The 17,239-nt window shown below is 48.9% G+C and carries 22 protein-coding genes; 13 read left to right on the top strand and 9 right to left on the bottom strand.

Going from position 1 to position 17,239, the window contains the following annotated elements; translation table 11 throughout:
• The first annotated feature begins 89 nt into the window (after positions 1–89).
• The 3 genes from MMIC_RS09930 to MMIC_RS09920 all read left to right on the top strand — a co-directional run bounded on the left by MMIC_RS09930 (position 90) and on the right by MMIC_RS09920 (position 1,828).
• Complete coding sequence (locus MMIC_RS09930) at positions 90–425, top strand: EF-hand domain-containing protein (RefSeq protein WP_072660317.1); 336 nt, start codon at positions 90–92, stop codon at positions 423–425.
• An 82-nt stretch (positions 426–507) separates the two neighbouring features.
• Positions 508–1,152, top strand: coding sequence for a metal-dependent hydrolase (locus MMIC_RS09925; RefSeq protein WP_072660316.1), 645 nt, complete (start codon positions 508–510; stop codon positions 1,150–1,152).
• Between the two features lie 181 nt (positions 1,153–1,333).
• The gene (locus MMIC_RS09920; protein ID WP_072660315.1) at positions 1,334–1,828 is read left to right on the top strand and encodes an EF-hand domain-containing protein; all 495 of its coding nucleotides are present in this window, start codon (positions 1,334–1,336) and stop codon (positions 1,826–1,828) included.
• 163 nt (positions 1,829–1,991) lie between these two features.
• Here the strand turns inward: MMIC_RS09920 and MMIC_RS09915 are convergent, their stop codons facing one another.
• The gene (locus tag MMIC_RS09915) at positions 1,992–2,951 is read right to left on the bottom strand and encodes a 2Fe-2S iron-sulfur cluster-binding protein (protein ID WP_072660354.1); all 960 of its coding nucleotides are present in this window, start codon (positions 2,949–2,951) and stop codon (positions 1,992–1,994) included.
• A 147-nt stretch (positions 2,952–3,098) separates the two neighbouring features.
• Between MMIC_RS09915 and MMIC_RS09910 the strand changes: the two genes are divergently transcribed.
• The 3 genes from MMIC_RS09910 to MMIC_RS12610 all read left to right on the top strand — a co-directional run bounded on the left by MMIC_RS09910 (position 3,099) and on the right by MMIC_RS12610 (position 7,068).
• Positions 3,099–5,492, top strand: coding sequence for a hybrid sensor histidine kinase/response regulator (locus MMIC_RS09910; protein WP_072660314.1), 2,394 nt, complete (start codon positions 3,099–3,101; stop codon positions 5,490–5,492).
• A 32-nt stretch (positions 5,493–5,524) separates the two neighbouring features.
• Complete coding sequence (locus MMIC_RS09905; protein WP_227819468.1) at positions 5,525–6,766, top strand: glycosyltransferase family 4 protein; 1,242 nt, start codon at positions 5,525–5,527, stop codon at positions 6,764–6,766.
• Between the two features lie 65 nt (positions 6,767–6,831).
• Positions 6,832–7,068 carry a hypothetical protein gene (locus MMIC_RS12610; protein ID WP_171966501.1) on the top strand — a complete coding sequence of 79 codons (237 nt, stop codon included), beginning with the start codon at positions 6,832–6,834 and terminating at the stop codon, positions 7,066–7,068.
• Here the strand turns inward: MMIC_RS12610 and MMIC_RS09900 are convergent.
• A complete protein-coding gene (locus MMIC_RS09900) occupies positions 7,065–7,763 on the bottom strand; it encodes a DUF481 domain-containing protein (protein WP_072660352.1) in 699 nt (232 codons plus the stop codon). The two genes, MMIC_RS12610 and MMIC_RS09900, sit on opposite strands and share 4 nt — an antisense overlap.
• 124 nt (positions 7,764–7,887) lie before the next feature.
• Here MMIC_RS09900 and MMIC_RS09895 point away from each other — a divergent pair, with 124 nt between their 5' ends.
• A complete protein-coding gene (locus tag MMIC_RS09895) occupies positions 7,888–8,079 on the top strand; it encodes a hypothetical protein (protein ID WP_072660313.1) in 192 nt (63 codons plus the stop codon).
• Positions 8,080–8,147: 68 nt separating this feature from the next.
• On the top strand, positions 8,148–8,561 hold the full coding sequence (locus MMIC_RS09890) for a hypothetical protein (RefSeq protein ID WP_072660312.1): 414 nt from the start codon (positions 8,148–8,150) through the stop codon (positions 8,559–8,561).
• A 38-nt stretch (positions 8,562–8,599) separates the two neighbouring features.
• On the opposite strand, the gene MMIC_RS09885 is transcribed toward MMIC_RS09890, so the two are convergent.
• From MMIC_RS09885 to MMIC_RS09865, 5 genes are all read right to left on the bottom strand, one after another.
• The gene (locus MMIC_RS09885) at positions 8,600–8,908 is read right to left on the bottom strand and encodes a peptidylprolyl isomerase (protein ID WP_072660311.1); all 309 of its coding nucleotides are present in this window, start codon (positions 8,906–8,908) and stop codon (positions 8,600–8,602) included.
• A 19-nt stretch (positions 8,909–8,927) separates the two neighbouring features.
• Complete coding sequence (locus MMIC_RS09880) at positions 8,928–9,668, bottom strand: tRNA threonylcarbamoyladenosine dehydratase (protein ID WP_072660310.1); 741 nt, start codon at positions 9,666–9,668, stop codon at positions 8,928–8,930.
• A complete protein-coding gene (locus MMIC_RS09875) occupies positions 9,665–10,420 on the bottom strand; it encodes a TatD family hydrolase (RefSeq protein WP_072660309.1) in 756 nt (251 codons plus the stop codon). The genes MMIC_RS09880 and MMIC_RS09875 overlap by 4 nt, the downstream gene beginning before the upstream one ends.
• Before the next feature lie 84 nt (positions 10,421–10,504).
• Entirely contained in the window at positions 10,505–10,873 is a 369-nt protein-coding gene (locus tag MMIC_RS09870) for a thioredoxin family protein (RefSeq protein ID WP_072660308.1), read from the bottom strand.
• Between the two features lie 148 nt (positions 10,874–11,021).
• On the bottom strand, positions 11,022–11,510 hold the full coding sequence (locus MMIC_RS09865) for a tellurite resistance TerB family protein (protein ID WP_227819467.1): 489 nt from the start codon (positions 11,508–11,510) through the stop codon (positions 11,022–11,024).
• 314 nt (positions 11,511–11,824) lie between these two features.
• On the opposite strand from MMIC_RS09865, the gene MMIC_RS09855 reads away from it, so the two are divergent.
• Positions 11,825–12,241 (top strand): bacteriohemerythrin, encoded by a 417-nt coding sequence (locus MMIC_RS09855; RefSeq protein ID WP_072660305.1) that lies wholly within the window; start codon positions 11,825–11,827, stop codon positions 12,239–12,241.
• A gap of 9 nt (positions 12,242–12,250) precedes the next feature.
• Here the strand turns inward: MMIC_RS09855 and MMIC_RS09850 are convergent, their stop codons facing one another.
• Positions 12,251–13,732, bottom strand: a complete 1,482-nt coding sequence (locus MMIC_RS09850) for a DUF4215 domain-containing protein (RefSeq protein WP_072660304.1) — start codon at positions 13,730–13,732, stop codon at positions 12,251–12,253.
• A 132-nt stretch (positions 13,733–13,864) separates the two neighbouring features.
• On the opposite strand from MMIC_RS09850, the gene MMIC_RS09845 reads away from it, so the two are divergent.
• Complete coding sequence (locus tag MMIC_RS09845; protein ID WP_072660303.1) at positions 13,865–14,803, top strand: alpha/beta fold hydrolase; 939 nt, start codon at positions 13,865–13,867, stop codon at positions 14,801–14,803.
• Positions 14,804–14,857: 54 nt separating this feature from the next.
• A complete protein-coding gene (locus tag MMIC_RS09840; protein WP_072660302.1) occupies positions 14,858–15,286 on the top strand; it encodes a hypothetical protein in 429 nt (142 codons plus the stop codon).
• A gap of 12 nt (positions 15,287–15,298) precedes the next feature.
• Here MMIC_RS09840 and MMIC_RS12990 read toward each other — a convergent pair whose 3' ends face one another.
• Positions 15,299–15,490, bottom strand: coding sequence for a CPXCG motif-containing cysteine-rich protein (locus MMIC_RS12990; RefSeq protein ID WP_072660351.1), 192 nt, complete (start codon positions 15,488–15,490; stop codon positions 15,299–15,301).
• A gap of 166 nt (positions 15,491–15,656) precedes the next feature.
• On the opposite strand from MMIC_RS12990, the gene MMIC_RS09830 reads away from it, so the two are divergent.
• Together MMIC_RS09830 and MMIC_RS09825 are read left to right on the top strand one after the other, a co-directional pair.
• On the top strand, positions 15,657–16,454 hold the full coding sequence (locus MMIC_RS09830) for a nuclease-related domain-containing protein (RefSeq protein WP_072660301.1): 798 nt from the start codon (positions 15,657–15,659) through the stop codon (positions 16,452–16,454).
• A gap of 33 nt (positions 16,455–16,487) precedes the next feature.
• On the top strand, positions 16,488–17,135 hold the full coding sequence (locus MMIC_RS09825) for a dsDNA nuclease domain-containing protein (protein ID WP_072660300.1): 648 nt from the start codon (positions 16,488–16,490) through the stop codon (positions 17,133–17,135).
• Positions 17,136–17,239 lie beyond the last annotated feature (104 nt).

Below are 17,239 nucleotides of genomic sequence, written 5' to 3'. Positions count from 1 at the left end.
TGGTGGTGTAATCAGAGCTATGCAAAATATCCGATCATATCATGATTAGTGTTTGATTCTGGCGGGTTTAATCGCTTTGGAGGTATACCATGTTTACAATAGAGTGTCCCAAGTCAATCAAAACACTGTGTTCTGCCCTATTGCTTGCTGCCCTGCTTGCAGCCACTCCGGCAATAGCGAAAGACAGTTCATCAGATGATTTTGATGCCAATGGCGATGGGAAAGTCACTTTTGAAGAGGTCATGAAGAGGCTCGAACCATCTGTGCGCGCTGCATTTGATTCAATGGACCATAATAAAGACGGTGTTCTCTCTGATAAGGATTTCGATGATATGCGTAAGGGTATGAAAGAATTGCAGCAGTGGCTGGATGATCTGCTTGACCCGTTTTTACCCGAAGAGAAACCAGAGCGGGTTGAAGTCTAGATAGAAAAGTGTGCAGCTGGTGAGCAGGCTCACGGCAATCAGATAATGTGTTCCAATAATAGATCTCCATACCGGAGGTGATATGGCCAGTTTTCAAACGCATATAACTGTTGCTGCTGCGGGTTCTTTGACGGCAAGTGTCATCTGCATGGAGGCAGGCCTGGTTGATTCTTCTCAGGCACTGGTATTGTCAGTCGTGGGTAGCCTGGCCGGGATTCTTCCCGACATTGATTCCGACCACTCTATTCCCACCCGTCTGGTATTTAATATACTCAGCTTTGCCGTAGCACTGTCGATCACCCTTATTTTTCAGGGACAGATGAATTTACTCTATCTGTTAGGCTTGGCATTGATGGGCGCTCTGTGCATTCGTTATGTTGTCTATGCTATCTTTGCCAGAATCACTGAACATCGCGGCCTGTTTCATTCGGTTCCGGCAGCCCTGCTGTTTGGCTTCACCGCATTTTCACTGGCGCATTATCTGCTTGCCTTACCGTTGGACTTTGCCTGGCTGCTGGCCGCATTTGTGGCGGGTGGTTATATCCTTCATCTGTTGCTGGATGAATTCTACAGTGTGAATTTTATTGGGGCCTCGATAAAAGAGTCTTTTGGTTCGGCGTTGACCTTTTTCAGCCGTTCATCCTGGTTCTCATACCTGCTGTTATATGCTGCGGTGGGGCTGGCTGTATATTTGCTGCCTTTACCCAGGGTTATCGTATCGATTTGATGTGAAATCTCGCAGTTCCCGGAAGAGATTTAATTACATATTAATTTACTAATAAGATGCGGCCGCTATGATTTCGCAACCGGCACGGGTTTCTTTTGTGTATAAGCAGAGTTTCATAGGTTATTGTTGCCGCTAGTACATTGATCGTGTCATAAACAACGTTATTTAAAAAGGAAGTATCATGAAGAAGTTTGTTTTAATTGCTGCAGGCCTGTTTGTTGCTGTGCCTGAATATGCAGCAGCAATGCCGCTGCCAACCTACGCTCCTGAAGAGATAGCAGACCGGCAGATGGCTACACTGGATGTTGATCATAGCAATACAATCGATGGTGCAGAATTTGAACGCGCCGTGATGCACCAGTTCGGTACGATTGATACTGATGGAGATGGTGTGCTAAGTGGCGAAGAGATGTTTCATTTCCGTTATGCCAAACGCCCGGATGTTCTGAAAAGCAGCGTCAAACCAAAACTTATCGATAACATCATGAAGAAGTGGGACAGCAATAAAGACGGACATGTCAGCACAGACGAAAAACTCAAGTTTCGTCGTGCAGAATTTCGATTTATTGACCGTGATGAAGACGAAGTCATTACGCGTGATGAGATGATCGCCCACTGGCAGCGCAAAAAAATCGAGATGGAAAGCAGCCAGAAAGATAGTAACAGCAAGGATTAAAGAGCAATGGGTATTGCTCTTTAATCCGCGATAGTGAAAACAATCCTGCAGAGAGCAATGGGTATTGCTCTTTAATCCGCGATAGTGAAAACAATCCTGCAGAGAGCAATGGGTATTGCACTTTGTGGATTCAACAGTTCAAAGTAATCGTATTACAGCCTGATTACCCGAATGAATCCGTATGAATATCGGATTCATTAATGCCATGCTCAAGACATACATTGCGCATGGCATTGACCATTTCCGTATCACCGCAAAGAAACAGACGCCAGTCCTGTCTGGTGTTGAGCACCAGTCGCAACTGCTCATCGATTGAGCCTTGCACCCCTGACTCAGGTGCCGGGCCATGCAATACGCATGGTTGGTAAGTGAAGTTGTCCCTTTGCTGCGCTATAAACTGTAATTGCTCCTGATAGTAAAGACCTTCGCTGCTCAGGCCGCCGTGTAATAGATACACCTCCTGTTGATGGCCTGAAGCAAGCGCATTGCGAAGAATACCGTACAGCGGTGCCAGACCGGTACCGGTGCCAGCTAATAGTAAGGGGGAGGCCTCGCAGGCACTGTTGTAATAACAGCTGCCCATGGCATCTGAAACAAATATAAACGTCCCGTTTTCAACTGTATCAGCAATCCAGTTACTCATGCGGCCGTCATGAATCAAACGAATATGAAATTCAAGAAAATTGTCATCACTGGTGCTGGCTAAGGAATAGCTACGTACAAGTGCCTGCTCCGGTTGCATAAGATTTACAAATTGACCCGGTTGATAGGTGAATCCTTCCGGTCGGCTGCAGCGCAAACGCACAACGGAAGCATTCAGGTACTCTTTTTCATACACGATAGAGGAGTGATATTTGTCCGACGGGTCAGGGAGTTGCACTTCCATATCTGATTCAGCTTTGCACAGGCAGGATAGAAAGTAATTCTTATCTTTGAGTTTTTTCTCGATGCCGGTCTGCGAAAGCTCAGTAGGTTTACCACTGGTTGCCTTGAGCATACATGCCTGACAGATACCGCCGCGGCAACCACAGGGAACATTAACGCCCCGGGCAAGCAGACTGTCGAGAATCGGTGTATCACTGTCACACTCGTACTGCTTACCCTGAAAAGTGATGATAGGCATAGCAAACTCCTGAGTTTTGCCCTGGCATGCTGAAAGCACACGGGAGGACATTATTCGTGTCCCCTGATTCTGGCTATTCGGGCATCCGAATCAATGCTGTTCATTTTATGGCATTGAGCTTGCTGTAAGTAGGGAATGAGTGCAGTGATGGAAAAAGTAAAGGATCGAACAGCAATGATGATCATGCGTGAGCAGTTGTTGCTGTTATTCAGTCAGGCACCGCAGACCTTTGCTTCATCCACAATCGTGTCAGCCGTTGTAACATATGTGTTGTGGGGTCACTTGAATGCGCTCCAGCTTGCCGGCTGGTTTATTGTCATCTGCGTCATCAATATCACACGTCTGGTTTTGATCAGGTCATACCGGTCACATGCGGAGCGCAATGGCTTGCAGCCTGAACGATGGCTGCAGCGATTTACGCTGATTACCCTGGCCGCCGGTCTGACATGGGGTGGTGGCGCTCTGCTCTTTCTACAGCAGTTAGATGTTACCTATCAGATGTTTATTGTCATGATTCTGTCGGGAGTGTCTGCCGGAGCACTTGCGACCTACTCCAGCTCGATGGTGACATACCGGGTATTTATTATTGGTTGTTTTGCTATACCTGCGATATGGATGGTTCTGCAACACGAGGCCGTTCAGGTATCTGCCGGTATATTGATAATGCTTTACATTGCACTGATGTGGGCCTTAAACAGGCGACAATATAAATCTGTCAGGGAAAGCATGCGTTTGCGTTATAAAAATACCGATTTGCTGGACCACCTTGAATCAGAAGTTGTTGAGCGACGCCTCAACGAAGATCGTCTGCTCGATAGTGAAAATAAGCTGAAAGAAAAGACGGCCCAATTGCAGTCATTGCTAAGGCTTTCACAGGCGCTGGAGCAGTCCGAAAGCCATATGGATATTATCCATGCAATAGAAGCTGAAATTGAAAGGGCACTGGGTTATCAACATGCCTGGATCTATCTGTGTGGCGATGATCCGGACAGTTGGCATCTGTTATCATCGAAGCAGAACGGAGATGCTTCGATTGGTCCCGATAAGTGTTTACCAGCCAAGCCGACCTCCGGAGATCCTGTGCTGGAGGGCATTGCCTCTGCTACAGGTCCTGTTGTGATTGAGGATGCACGCACTGATGCGCGTACAAATAAAGAGATCGTGAACAAAACGGGCAATAGAACCATTATCAATATTCCGATTATTTTATCGAATAAACGCCTGGGTGTGTTGGGCACAGGCAGCTTTGGTGAAGAAGGTGTGTTTTCGCCGGAAGTATCGCAACTGGAACATCTTTCTGCCATGGCATCGCATGTAGCATTAGCCCTGGATAGAATTAATCTGTTTAATGAACGAATTGATATGCAGGCTCAGTTAGAGCATTCGCAGCGCCTGGACTCACTCGGCCTGATGGCGGGTGGTATTGCCCATGACTTCAATAATATTTTAACCTCGATTATGGGCAGTGCTGCAGTGGCTGACAGGCACCTGCTCGATGACCCTGAATCGGCGCAACAAAACTTGAGCCGTATCGTAGACTCCAGCAGGCGTGCAGCAGACCTCTGCAATCAGATGCTGGCTTATTCAGGCAAAGGCCATTTTGTTGTAGAGACGGTGGATTTGAATCAGGCACTCAGCGAAATCATCCCTCTGCTGGAGTCCGCAATCGGCAAACATGCGGAGATTTCCTATGATCTGTATGAGTCTTTACCGATGGTCGAAGTAGATATCGCCCAAATCCAGCAGGTGATCATGAATTTGATTATCAATGCATCAGAAGCGATTACAGACTCAACAGGGGCGATCACGGTGAAAACCGGCACCATCGATGCTGATGAAGCGTATCTGGCTCACTGTTTTGGCGATCACCCGAATCCGGGCTCCTATGTTTATATGGAAATCAGCGATACAGGCTGTGGCATGGATAGTGATACGGCTGAACGTATATTTGATCCGTTTTTCACCACCAAATTTACCGGCCGTGGACTGGGGATGAGTGCGATACTGGGTATTGTTCGCGGCCATGCCGGCGCAATATTTCTCGATAGCACGCTGAACAAGGGCACAACATTCAAGGTCCTGTTTCCTGCACTTGAGATCTGCGTGGTTAAAGAGCATCCGCATGAGCATGTCACAGCAGAGGTGCACGCGGATGGAGAGAAGCTTGGTACAGTGCTTGTGGTGGATGATGAAGAAGATGTACGGGAGCTGGCACTTACCATTCTGCAAGATGATGGATTCCATGTGTTAACTGCTGAACATGGTGAAGAAGCTGTTCAGGTTTATGCCCTGCATCAGGATGAGATTTCGCTGGTGCTGCTCGATCTCACAATGCCGCGCATGGGCGGCATCGAATGTTTTGCCGAATTACAGAAAAAAAACTCCGAGGTGAAAGTTATTCTGGTGTCCGGATATAGTGAAGATGACGTACTGGGTCAGTTTGAAGGGCATAAATTATCCGGTTTTATCAAGAAGCCATTTATGCCGGATGAACTGATGAGCACGGTAAGCGATCAGTTGGCACCGGATAAATCCGCCTGATGTAAGAGCGGCAACTGTGATAATGTGCGCAGATGATGCATGTATTGATTATTGGAAGCGTATGGCCTGAACCGAATTCGTCGGGAGCGGGCTTGCGTATGATGGAGCTGATTCGACTTTTTCGTGCACAGCAGTGGCAGGTGACATTTTCCTGTACAGCTGTGGAATCAGAATTCATGGCCGATCTGGATGCCCTTTCGGTTCAGCGGCGAATGATTGCTGTTAACGATGATACATTTGACAGATTCCTGACTGAAATGAATCCGGACATCGTGGTGTTTGATCGATTCCCGATTGAAGAGCAGTTCGGCTGGCGGGTGGAACGACAATGTCCGCATGCGTTACGCGTACTTGAAACCATAGATCTGCACTGCCTGCGCCAGGCCAGACATCAGCTATTGAAACGCCAGGCTCAGGTGGCAACGAAGGTGGATAGCCCTGATCTCCATAATGAGGTTGCACTGCGGGAGATTGCCGCCATGCTGCGCTCGGACCTCTCCATCATGGTGTCCGACTATGAAATAGAACTGCTGAAAAGACAGTTTTCTGTTGATGATTCACTATTACATCTGTGCCCGTTTATGTTTGCCGATCATCAAATCCAGCGTGAAAACCCGGCCTTTGAGCAGCGGCAACATTTTGTCACGATCGGAAACTTTCGCCATGCTCCGAACTGGGATGCTGTTTTGTGGCTGAAGCAGGAAATATGGCCGCGCATTAGAAATGTCCTGCCCGAGGCTGAGCTGCATATTTATGGTGCCTATACACCAGCCAAAGCAATGGCCTTGCATAAACCCGAAGCCGGCTTCTTTATTCAGGGACGGGCAGAAGATGTTCATCAGGTGATGTTATCGGCCAGGTTATGCCTGGCACCACTGCGCTTCGGGGCAGGTATTAAGACCAAACTGGCCGATGCCATGCTGAGTGGAACCCCCAATGTGACGACTTCTATCGGAGCAGAGGGGATGTCAGCAGATCTGCCATGGAGCGGTTTGATAGCCGATTCGGCAGATGACTTCAGTGAACAGGCAACTGCCTTGTATCAGGATAAAGTGCAGTGGCAGCGGTGCCAGCAGCATGGCTATAATATTATACAGACGCTGTTTAATGAGACAAAAAATGGTGAAGCCCTGATCAGGCGCATGCTTCAGCTGAGAGAAAAACTTGCCGAACATCGGCAGAATAATTTTACAGGATCGATGCTGCGCCACCATCATCATCGCAGCACTGAATTCATGTCACGCTGGATAGAAGCCAAGAACCGGCTGGTGTAAGAATTCTACCTGTGGGGGCAACAACTCCGCGTTTGAAGATTTCCGGTAGTTGGTACGATTTATGCATGGACAAGGACATGGATACTCGACACAGCCATCAACAGGCTAGACTACAACTGCCAGGCGCAACTGAGTCGGACAGCTTTCGTATGCGCATGATTGCCCAGCTGTATCAGATCGAATGTTATCGCAGGGATCAGTGGCAGAAGTCAGGTCGCCTGCTAAGTCATAACCAGGCTGCTGCTGAGTGGATTGCCTGTTATGCAGCAAACTTTCCACAGACTGTTGCCGGAAACTCCTAGAAGTTTACCACCAGCGTAATCGCCGTTTCGATATCCAGTTTTTTGGTACCGGCGGGAACCTTACTATTATGATCGAGTTTCAGGGAGATCTTGCTGGAGAGGCTGGAGTTCAGCTTGTGTTGCAAACCGGTCACTGATTTGGAAGCCCAACCGCTTTTGCCGCCCTCGGTGGAGAGGTCCTGTGTTAGTTTGGCAGACTCACTGATATCCCAGCTCATATTACTTGCTGAGCGGGCAATAGCTTCATTCTTTTTGCTGCGATCTGTGAACTGGCTTTGCCTTAAACCGCCACCGAGTTCAATGTTCCAGCTGAAATGATCTGTTTTAATCAGATCGCGGCCATAACCAATCGTTTCACTGTAACGACGGCGAAAGCCTGCAAAGCGGTCACTTTCGAAACCAAGGCGTACAAACAGGTAATCGGCTTCAGTGATTTTCCAGTCTTCCTGCAGGCTGGCGGCATATTTTTCTGCCGTGGTCGCATTATTATTGGTCGCATTGTTGGCGCTGCCTGTAATCGTACTGCGCAATACTTTTCCGTTATGCACCAGCTTGGCTGCACTATTGAGAGTCAATGTCTGGGTGTTGCCATTGGTTTTGACAGCACCAAGTTCAACATTGTTGTTCCATTCGTCTTCGCTTTCTTCAGCCCATGCAGATATCGGGGCAGCAAGGCTCAGTATGTATAAACTCATGTGGATTAGAGGGCGGTATAACATGGTGCGGCAGATTAAGGCGATCAGATGCAAAGGCCAGTAAAATTTCACATCTGTTAGCATGTTGCAACGACAGTGCAGGTTTGTGTGATATACTAAGCTCATGAGCAAGTCACATGAGATTGTCATCGATATGGACCGCCTGATGGATGATCCACAAGTACTGGAGAAATTTCATGAGTGCGCCAATCTGATGATTCAATCTTCTGATACCGGGCAGGTGCAACTGGGTTATGAGATGCTGAATGTCGTTGATACATGTCTGGCCCAGCTGAAAGAAGATAAGCTCTCTTAACGGGAACATACCCGCTCTTCCCGATTGGCAGCAAACAGAATACTGTCTGTGGTCGCAGGGGGGCTGATATGAGTAGTGAGTTAATCTCGATTACGCTGTATCTGATTTCAGCCAATATAATGGCTGGCGTCATCTATGTGTTCGGGCAGGAAAAGGTCGGCCTGTTATGGCGCGAATACCCCTTTATTTATGCCCCTTTGATTATCTTCCAGTTTTTGATGCCGCAGTTTATGTCCATCCCGGGCCTGGCTGAGACTGCAAACTCACTGAAATATTTCCTGTTTATGCTGCAGGGTTTCAGTTGCGGTGTGATCGGCGCAATGATTCTGATACCCCGTTTTTTCGTCCCTGCGACGACAACCATGGAGAAGCTGAAGGTCACGGCACTCAGCTGTATCGCTTTGTCGATAACGTATCTGATTACCCGCTGGATCTTTTTTGAGGCACTGCGTTTCCTGCTGCCACAGATGCACAGCAGTTAATACAGCATCAAGGCAGCCTTCGAGGGCTGCCCTGATGATTATGTATTGTCCGAGCGCTCTGTAATTTCGATCAGATGATAGCCGAACTGGGTTTTCACCGGTCCGTGCACCTTGTTGAGTTCAGCGGAAAACACCACATCATTGAACGGTTTGACCATCTGGCGTTCCCGAAAAGACCCCAGATCGCCGCCATTCTTGCCTGAGGGGCAGGTTGAATGCTGTTTGGCGATTTCCGTAAAATCCGCACCAGCTTCAATCTCGGCTTTCAATGCTTCACACTGTTCGCGGTCTGCAACCAGAATATGACGAGCCGATGCAGTTTTTTTCTTTTTATTCCATCCGAACATACTTACCTTCCTCTGTCTGTTATGTCGTTACTTGTTGATCAATAAGCTGTTTAATCACAAAACCTGCCAGCATGAAACCGAACAGGTTTGGCATATAGGAGATTGTGCCATTGACTGCCCTTGGCAGCGAATTCGGATCAGTGCCAACCGGTTGCTGTGGTAGCGGCTTGATCGGAAACTCGCCGGAAAATACCACCGGATAATCCAGCGAAGCACCGGCCCGGCGCAGCTTGCGACGCAGGTTGACCGCCAGGCCGCAGTTATAGGTCTTATCCAGCGTGGTGATTTCAGCCTGTGTAACATCCAGCCTGCCGCCGGCGCCGAGGCTGGATGCAACGGGAATCTTCAACTGCTGGCAGGTACTTACAAGCTCAGCTTTACATGCCACGGAATCGATACAGTCAATGACATAATTAAAACCACCATTGTCGAGAAAGGACTCGATATTATCCTTATTGAGAAAGCCTACATGGGCATTGAGCTGTATGTCGGGATTGATATCGAGCACTCTGGCACCCATGGCTGTGGCTTTATCCTGCCCGAGCGTCGAGTGGTTACAGACCAGCTGCCTGTTCATGTTCGACAGCCCTACGCTGTCATGGTCCACAATAGTCATTCGGCCGATGCCTGCTCGCGCAACCGCTTCAACAGCCGCCCCGCCAACTCCGCCGAGACCCACGATCAGCACATGCATCTCCTGCAGATAGTCCAGACCCTGCTTACCAATCAGTATTTCTGTTCGTTCCTGTGGCTTGTTCATAAATTGAATAATTCCTTCGCATTGGCATTGCAGATATCAGTGATCTCATTTGTATCCATATCGCGAAGCTTAGCGAGCTGTCTGATGATTTCGATGATAAAAACGGGTTCGTTACGTTTGCCGCGCTGGCCATAAGGCGTTTGATCCGGTGCGTCGGTTTCAAGCAGCATATGTGATAAAGGCAGTTGCCGAACCAGCTCATGTAATCTGTTTGCATGCGGATGGGTAATCGCCCCGCCAAAACCGAGACAAAAGCCCCGATCAATCAATTGCTGCGCCTGTTGTCGGCTGCCGGAAAAACTATGTACCACGCCGCGCAGTCCAGGCTGTTTTTTGATTTCGCCAATGATCATATCGGTGGCTTTGTAGGCATGCAGGATCACCGGAAGGTTAAAGTCGACAGCCAGCTGCAGTTGCGGGCGCAGCCAGCGAAGCTGAGTTTCTGCATCTGTGTTGCACAGCCCGAAGTCCAGACCGCATTCTCCCACAGCAACACATGCACCGAGCAGCTCTGCAAGCAGCGCGAAATCTTCTTCGCGATGTTTGTCGCAGAACCATGGATGCAAGCCATAAGCAGGATGAATGAGATCATAGCGTTGCTGTAAATCATGAATGGTTCGGCAACTTTCGGCATGGATGGCCGGCACGATGAAAGCTTGAATGCCAGCTCCGGCCGCTCGCCGGATAACATTAGACCTGTCCGTATCGAAACGTTCGTCATCAAGGTGGCAATGCGTATCAATCAGTTGCATCCAGCTACTCTGCATGCACCGGGCAAGGCATTAAAGTATGATTATTTGAATAGTGTTATGCTGTCTTTTGAGGTTGCTGATGCCTCAGGCATCCTGTTTGCTGGCAGCGATTTCAGCATGCACCTGTTGCATATCAATGGCCTGAGCCTGATTGATGACGTCTGCAAGCGCCTCTTTGGGCAGTGCACCTGCTTGTGAGAAGAGCACAACATTGTCGCGAATAATCATCAGGGTTGGAATCGAGCGGATATTAAAATGAGCCCCCAGCTCCTGTTCGACTTCGGTATTGATCTTGCCGAACAATGTATCCGGGTAAGCTTCTGACACAGCTTCATAGCTTGGTGCAAAACTCTTACATGGACCGCACCATGGCGCCCAGAAATCGAGGACAGCCATATTGCTGGATGATACCTCAGCCTCGAAGTTTTCTTTATTCAGTTCAACAGTTGCCATCTCTTGCTCCTTGCAGTCACAGGATACGGCCAATATATAATTATTTGCTAATATATCAAGTGCATGCAGATTGCAGGCATAAAAAACTCCGGGACTTGCACAATCCCGGAGTTTGTATACTGATCCGGTCAATCCGGATTAAAGGAAATCAGGTGATGACCGGATTCGGATGCTGGAAACGTTTGGACTGATTCAGGTCCGGGAAGAGCTCTTCCTGCCTTGATTTCATCTCTGCCAGTGCACTAGCCGGAACACTGAGTAAACCGGACAGTCGATTGATATATTGTTCTTCGAGGAAGTCGATATCGCCATCTGCCATGGCAACGCGCCAAAGTTTGGCAAGAATTGCGGCGCGCTCATCAACATTAAAATGTTCAGAGACCTGTTCTACAACAGCAGCGAAACAGAGGTCGGTTCGCTCCTTGTCTGTTGCCTGTTCAATCAATGATTCGCTCTCGTCGGCTGTCAGGCCGAATTGATCAGCCAGCATGAGAATGATTTCACCACGCTCATTCTCATCAATTTTTCCGTCCATAGACATCATGCCGACCATTAGCTTGGTGATAGCCAGCGTGAGTTCCGGTTTTTGTTGTGCGCCCTCTTCCCGGCGCCACCATCCCTGCATTGTTTTCAGCATAACCACCTCACAATTCGGCGGGCTTTTGCCCTGCCGCAAAATCACTGTATCAACTAAAGCAAATTCCGTGCCTGATTCAAAATGCATAGATTGAATGATGGGTCTAGATAGTGGTCAGGCATACTCATTGCTGGAAATCAAAGCAGTTTCATGATCTTTCTGAGGAAAATAATCAGGAAACGGATTCAGCAGCAGTGCTGAACAAACTGTGGTGTTTACAGATGTGGCAAAAAGCTGACAGGATTGTGTCAGCAAAGGAGGTATGGATAAGGGATGCACTGCACCACAGCAGATCATTCTGCTAGCCTTGTCACATGAAAATCAGTGCTGACGACTTTGCCGAAGTCCCTTCTCCTGTGATGCATGATGTGCATCTCGAAGAGGTGGAGATGATTAATGCCATCTATGATCTGATCGAAGCAGTTGATGCAGGCAGTGCAGAGCAGGCCAGGCTGACAACAAGTCTGGATGAACTGTTGCTCCATACGCAGGAACATTTCGCCAATGAAGAAAGATTGATGAGTGCGTATCACTTTCCCCCCTACGTCATGCACAAAGGAGCCCACGATCTTTTTTTAGCCGGGTTTGAGACAATCATAGATGAGTGGAAATCTACCCGGCAGCTCGGGCCGGTACGCCAGTTTATGTGTGTGGAGCTGCCCGCCTGGATGAAGCAGCACATCAATAGCATGGACTATGTTACAGCCGGATTTATTGCCGGGCAGAGTTGATCAGCCCGGTTATGGCCGGTGCATAAGAGGTGCAAGCTGCCTGACTGGTGCGCTCAAACGTTCAGGCTTCACAACGCTGAATGCAATGCAGGGGCTCATCTTTTCGCCTTTGCCGGCATAGGCTACAGCTACACAGTAGCTGCCTGCTGTCAGTGTTCTGAATGACCCTCGTGCCGAAGTTTTGATTACACGTTTACCCGGCAACTGTCTGAGTGAGTAAATTACTTTACGCTTCCGGTCAAAGCGGGCTTTGACTGTAAGCGTGGCGGGTGCGGTAAAGCGCTGACCGTTTTTCGGGAAAGTAACAAGCGGGGCGGCTGCTCGTACGCTGCGTTCAGGGCGTGGTCGCAGGATGGATTTCGAGGTGGCTGCTGACGCTGGCGTGCTGGTTATGCGTTGTGCTTTGCGCTCGGCCATGCGTGTTTCACGTGCTTTTTTACGCTTCTCCTCACGAGTCATCGGTGTTCGGACTGTCGTCGCGCTTTTTGAAGGGCTTGTCAAAGCTCCCGGCATCGCTTTCATCTTCAGCGAATCACCTACTCTCGATGGTACACGTCTGGTTTGCAGTCTCTGCTGCATGAAAACCTGTTGCCTGGGGCTCAAAGCATCGAACTGTGCAGCAGTCGGAGCAGCTGCTTGTGCGGCAGTTGAGTTATCCAGTACCAGTTGATCCGTGGTGTTCGTCATTTTGTTGCCCATACCGAGCACCTGAATATTGTCCGAATCCTCGGCATAAATTCCGAACTCGTAGTTATCGATGAGGCAGTTTTTCACCGTCACGTTGTCAGATCGTTTAATGTAGATGCCAATGCCGTCGCCCTGACCGGTCAGGCGTGCAAAGTCGCAATCCAGTGTAATATCAGGTGCTTTGATAATGATGACACCGAGATCGCCATAATCATCGGCAGCATAATTCTGTGTGCAGATTTCCGTATCACTGGTGATTTCAAGATTACTGTTCAGGCTGATACAGCTTGTGCAATTGCGATTGCAGCCATCATCGTCAGCGGCATTGCCGTCATCACACTGCTCCTGCGGTGACTGGGTGATACCGTCGCCACAGTAGTGACAGGCAGAGAGATTATAGCTGCAGTTATCATGGCAACTCAGTTCTCCGCCCCAATAATTGACGCCATCTCTTTTGAAATCGCTGCAGATGGCATGTTGAAGATAATTGCTGTCGCATTGTTCATTCGAATCGACGACGCCATCACCACACCAGTAGCGGCGGCAGTCAGTACGGCAGCCGTCGGGTTCATTGTCTGTATTCAGGGTGCCGTTGTCGCACACCTCACCTGTTTCGATATAACCGTTACCGCAGACGGTATTGGTGACTGCAAGGCCACCGCGACTGTTACACTGCGAACTGGTGGAGACGATGGTTCCATTTTCACAGCGGTAGGGGCCGGCTTCGGCCGGCGATGCCGGAACCAGTATCAATAGTGCTGAAAGTGTTAGAAACAGAGCTTGGGCAGGTTTGAATGTTGGCATAATAACCTCCTCTTTGTTTTGCAGCAGGCTTGTAGTTCTATTGTAGACCAGTGGAGCCTGCTGCGCAGGGAAGTGTTCTTTTCATTTCACCTGGCTTGTCGCATATTGTGTTTGCGGCAGGAGGTGAGGATTATGAAGCAGTGGCGGAACTATCTGGCAGGTTTGCTCTCGGCATTGATGCTCAGCGGTTGTGCCCTGGGTATATCGGAAATACCTCTGGCTGAACTGGAACAAAAATATGCTACCGGCGCTTCCCGTTTCATCGATATTGATGGATTGCGGGTGCACTACCGCGATGAGGGCGAGGGTCAGCCGATTGTGCTGTTGCATGGCATTCTGACTTCGCTACATACCTGGGATGGCTGGGTTCATGAGTTAAAATCGGATTACCGGGTGATATCACTGGATATACCCGCTTTCGGCCTGACCGGGCCTGCAAATTTCGAATACAACAGGGATCATTACACCAGATTCATTCATCACTTTACGCAGGCTATAGGCCTGGAGCGATTCGTGCTGGCAGGCAATTCACTGGGTGGTTATTTTGCATGGAACTATGCCATCGAATATCCCGAACAGGTGCAGAAACTGGTGCTGATTGATGCGGCCGGTTTCAAGCAGAAGGTGCCGCTTCCGATGTGGGCCTTTACGGCACCGGTAATCGGTACAATCACAATGCATTTCACGCCGCGCTTTGCATCCACCATTCTGTTGCGCCAGGTCTATGCGCAGCCTGAACGGATCAATGATGCGCTGGTCGATCATTATTACGACATGCAGTTGCGTCCGGGTAACAGAAAAGCCGCCCAGTCATTGTTTCGATATGCCAACGCGCAATCTGTTCAGGACGCACCGGGAAAAGAGCGCATCAGCATGCCGACATTACTGATGTGGGGTGAGCAGGACCGCTGGATTCCAATGTCCCATTTTGAACGCTGGCGGCAGGCCTTACCGCATGCGCAAAGCGTCACCTATCCGGATGCCGGCCACATGCCGATGGAGGAAATCCCGGTCAAAAGCGCCAGAGATCTGAAGCGTTTTCTTGAAGGGCGTCCAATCCCCCCAAAATGATTGAGATTGAGCCATCCGCAAGGAGGATATACTTTCGGCCAGTGAGGTGATGCCATGTTCTGTTCCTGTTTTAAGCGTCCGAATGCAGGACGTCTGCTGCTGGCGATGCTGGCAGTTGCTGTGTTTGTGTTTGTTTTCGAGTGGTTGTTCCACGGCATCTATCTGGCCGATACCTATCAGGCTACTGCCAGCCTGTGGCGATCGCAGGCAGAAATGGAAGCGCATATGGGTTGGATGATGGGCGGCCAATTGTTGATGGCGGCTGTCTTCAGTTATCTCTATTCATTCGTGCGGACGTGCGGTGGTATTGGCGGCGGCGCCTGTTATGGGCTGATTGTCGGCCTGCTGATGGTTTCTCCCCAGCTGATCACCTACGCTGTGCAGCCGGTTCCCGGCTCACTGGTGGCCACCTGGATGATTGGTGGCCTGATTGAACTGATTCTGGCTGGCATGCTTGTTGCCGCAATCTATCGCCATGATTGATCTGCACTCTCTTTATTCATTTTCGGCTGAAACCTCCACCCGATAGTTTTCGCTTTCATCCTGCAAAATCGTCAGCAGCAGAGGCCTGCAGCAGACCGAACAATCCTCGCTGTAGCGTTGCGCTCCTGCGGAGCAATCCACTGTAATTTCAATCTCCTGCCAGCAATATGGACAGGTGATGGTATATGTTTCCAGAGGGTTCATGCTGTTCAATCTACCCTGTGTCAGAAAAGCATGGCAATCATCCGGGTTTTTGTTGTCCCCTAAATGGGGGACAGCATTTCTGATGCGTTCGGTATATGCTTTGCCCTGGCAAGGATGCAACAGGGCGCAGGAGTGAACCGGCCCCCCCAAGTGAGACAGCCTTTCGATGACCGATTTCGGCGCACTGTTTTCTCAACTCTTTTCCACGTTCTGGTGGTTATTGCCCCTGTTTGGGTTGGCCGCCCTGTTCAAATCGGCATGGTTCAAGGGTGTGATGGGCGAAGCGATGGTCAATCTCGCCGCGCGGTTGTTTCTGAATAAAAACGATTACCACCTGATCAAAAACGTCACCATCCCGACCGAGGATGGCACCACCCAGATCGACCATATCATTGTCTCCCGCTTCGGCGTGTTTGTGGTTGAAACCAAGAATATGAAGGGCTGGATTTTCGGCAGTGCAAATCAAAAGCAGTGGACGCAGCAAATCTACAAGTCGAAGCACCGCTTCCAGAATCCGCTGCATCAGAATTACAAACACACCAAAACGCTGGAGACCGCGCTTGGGCTTGCGCATGAGAAGATGTTTTCCGTGGTCGTGTTTGTCGGCGACAGTACCTTCAAAACCGATATGCCCGAGAACGTCACCTACGGCGGCGGTTATATCCGTTACATCAAATCAAAGACGCAAATCCTGCTAACCGAAACAGAAGTGCAGCAGATCATCGGGCAGATCGCCGAAGGCCGCCTGAAACCCTCGCTCAAAACCAGCCGCGAACATGCCAAACATGTCAGGCGTTGCGTGGCAGCGAAGAGTGAGCTAGCTGAGTCACCCGCAACCAAATCATGCCCGAAATGCGGCAGTGAAATGGTACTTCGCACCAGCAAAAAAGGCCCGCAAGCAGGCAATCAGTTCTGGGGCTGTTCAGCATTTCCAAAATGCAAAACGCTAGAAAATATAGGGTGAGATAATGCAATCAATGAAAGAGTGTTCGATATTATGAGTCCGCAAAATTCACTAGAAACAAAAAAGCCTAGAGAGCAAGCGGGACGCGACTCATTTGCTCGATATAAAGCCCAGGTTCGATCTGCCGCTATAGCTTCACTTTCAATACTAGAAGGTGGTGAGGTTGATAGGGTCTATTGCGATCTCCATGATGATTTTGTCATCAGACGAAATATTGATGGGAAAAGTCTTTATGACTTTTATCAAGTAAAAACTCATGGAAAAAGCAATCATAACTGGACCATCTGCGAGATATTTGGAATCGATCCAAAAGTAAAAGATCAAAGCAAAATTAGCTCTAATAAGATAAAAGACAGCTTCGGCGGCAAGCTATTGTTACATACAGTGAACTTTGGAGAAAATTGCCAAGCAGTTGTTTTTCAGACGAATGTTAATTTACACGATTCACTGGAAGCGTTAGTTCAAGATATCGAAGTAGGAGATTATACAAACAATTGCATCAATCTAATCCTAGAGAGATTTAATGATTGTTATTCAAGTGATGCAGGTGGAAATATTTCTTCCACATCGGCTAAAGAGTGTTTACAGAAACTCAAGGTTGAAACTGATGTTATTTATCTCAAAGAAGGTTCAAATTATTTTGAGCCAGTTGTAAAGGTGTCAATCAGCACCCAAAATTGACCCCCCATCAGCGTCCAATTTTGACCCCCCTAAAGTCTGTTTAAATCATGCTCTATTTTTGAATCTCCAGCTCTCATTTCCGGTCTCTATAATGTCACAATGAT

Source organism: Mariprofundus micogutta, from assembly GCF_001895085.1.
GTDB lineage: Bacteria > Pseudomonadota > Zetaproteobacteria > Mariprofundales > Mariprofundaceae > Mariprofundus > Mariprofundus micogutta.
This window is presented reverse-complemented; position numbering and strand designations above follow the sequence as displayed.

Coding starts and splice junctions, on each gene's coding strand:
- MMIC_RS09865 (WP_227819467.1), bottom strand. CDS start 11,510: ATGCTGAAAACAATGCAGGGATGGTGGCGCCGGGAAGAGGGCGCACAA.
- MMIC_RS09875 (WP_072660309.1), bottom strand. CDS start 10,420: ATGCAACTGATTGATACGCATTGCCACCTTGATGACGAACGTTTCGAT.
- MMIC_RS09895 (WP_072660313.1), top strand. CDS start 7,888: ATGAGCAAGTCACATGAGATTGTCATCGATATGGACCGCCTGATGGAT.
- MMIC_RS09890 (WP_072660312.1), top strand. CDS start 8,148: ATGAGTAGTGAGTTAATCTCGATTACGCTGTATCTGATTTCAGCCAAT.
- MMIC_RS09885 (WP_072660311.1), bottom strand. CDS start 8,908: ATGTTCGGATGGAATAAAAAGAAAAAAACTGCATCGGCTCGTCATATT.
- MMIC_RS09855 (WP_072660305.1), top strand. CDS start 11,825: ATGAAAATCAGTGCTGACGACTTTGCCGAAGTCCCTTCTCCTGTGATG.
- MMIC_RS12990 (WP_072660351.1), bottom strand. CDS start 15,490: ATGAACCCTCTGGAAACATATACCATCACCTGTCCATATTGCTGGCAG.
- MMIC_RS09830 (WP_072660301.1), top strand. CDS start 15,657: ATGACCGATTTCGGCGCACTGTTTTCTCAACTCTTTTCCACGTTCTGG.
- MMIC_RS09845 (WP_072660303.1), top strand. CDS start 13,865: ATGAAGCAGTGGCGGAACTATCTGGCAGGTTTGCTCTCGGCATTGATG.
- MMIC_RS09925 (WP_072660316.1), top strand. CDS start 508: ATGGCCAGTTTTCAAACGCATATAACTGTTGCTGCTGCGGGTTCTTTG.
- MMIC_RS09825 (WP_072660300.1), top strand. CDS start 16,488: ATGAGTCCGCAAAATTCACTAGAAACAAAAAAGCCTAGAGAGCAAGCG.
- MMIC_RS12610 (WP_171966501.1), top strand. CDS start 6,832: ATGGACAAGGACATGGATACTCGACACAGCCATCAACAGGCTAGACTA.
- MMIC_RS09870 (WP_072660308.1), bottom strand. CDS start 10,873: ATGGCAACTGTTGAACTGAATAAAGAAAACTTCGAGGCTGAGGTATCA.
- MMIC_RS09900 (WP_072660352.1), bottom strand. CDS start 7,763: ATGAGTTTATACATACTGAGCCTTGCTGCCCCGATATCTGCATGGGCT.
- MMIC_RS09910 (WP_072660314.1), top strand. CDS start 3,099: ATGGAAAAAGTAAAGGATCGAACAGCAATGATGATCATGCGTGAGCAG.
- MMIC_RS09880 (WP_072660310.1), bottom strand. CDS start 9,668: ATGAACAAGCCACAGGAACGAACAGAAATACTGATTGGTAAGCAGGGT.
- MMIC_RS09905 (WP_227819468.1), top strand. CDS start 5,525: ATGATGCATGTATTGATTATTGGAAGCGTATGGCCTGAACCGAATTCG.
- MMIC_RS09920 (WP_072660315.1), top strand. CDS start 1,334: ATGAAGAAGTTTGTTTTAATTGCTGCAGGCCTGTTTGTTGCTGTGCCT.
- MMIC_RS09930 (WP_072660317.1), top strand. CDS start 90: ATGTTTACAATAGAGTGTCCCAAGTCAATCAAAACACTGTGTTCTGCC.
- MMIC_RS09850 (WP_072660304.1), bottom strand. CDS start 13,732: ATGCCAACATTCAAACCTGCCCAAGCTCTGTTTCTAACACTTTCAGCA.
- MMIC_RS09840 (WP_072660302.1), top strand. CDS start 14,858: ATGTTCTGTTCCTGTTTTAAGCGTCCGAATGCAGGACGTCTGCTGCTG.
- MMIC_RS09915 (WP_072660354.1), bottom strand. CDS start 2,951: ATGCCTATCATCACTTTTCAGGGTAAGCAGTACGAGTGTGACAGTGAT.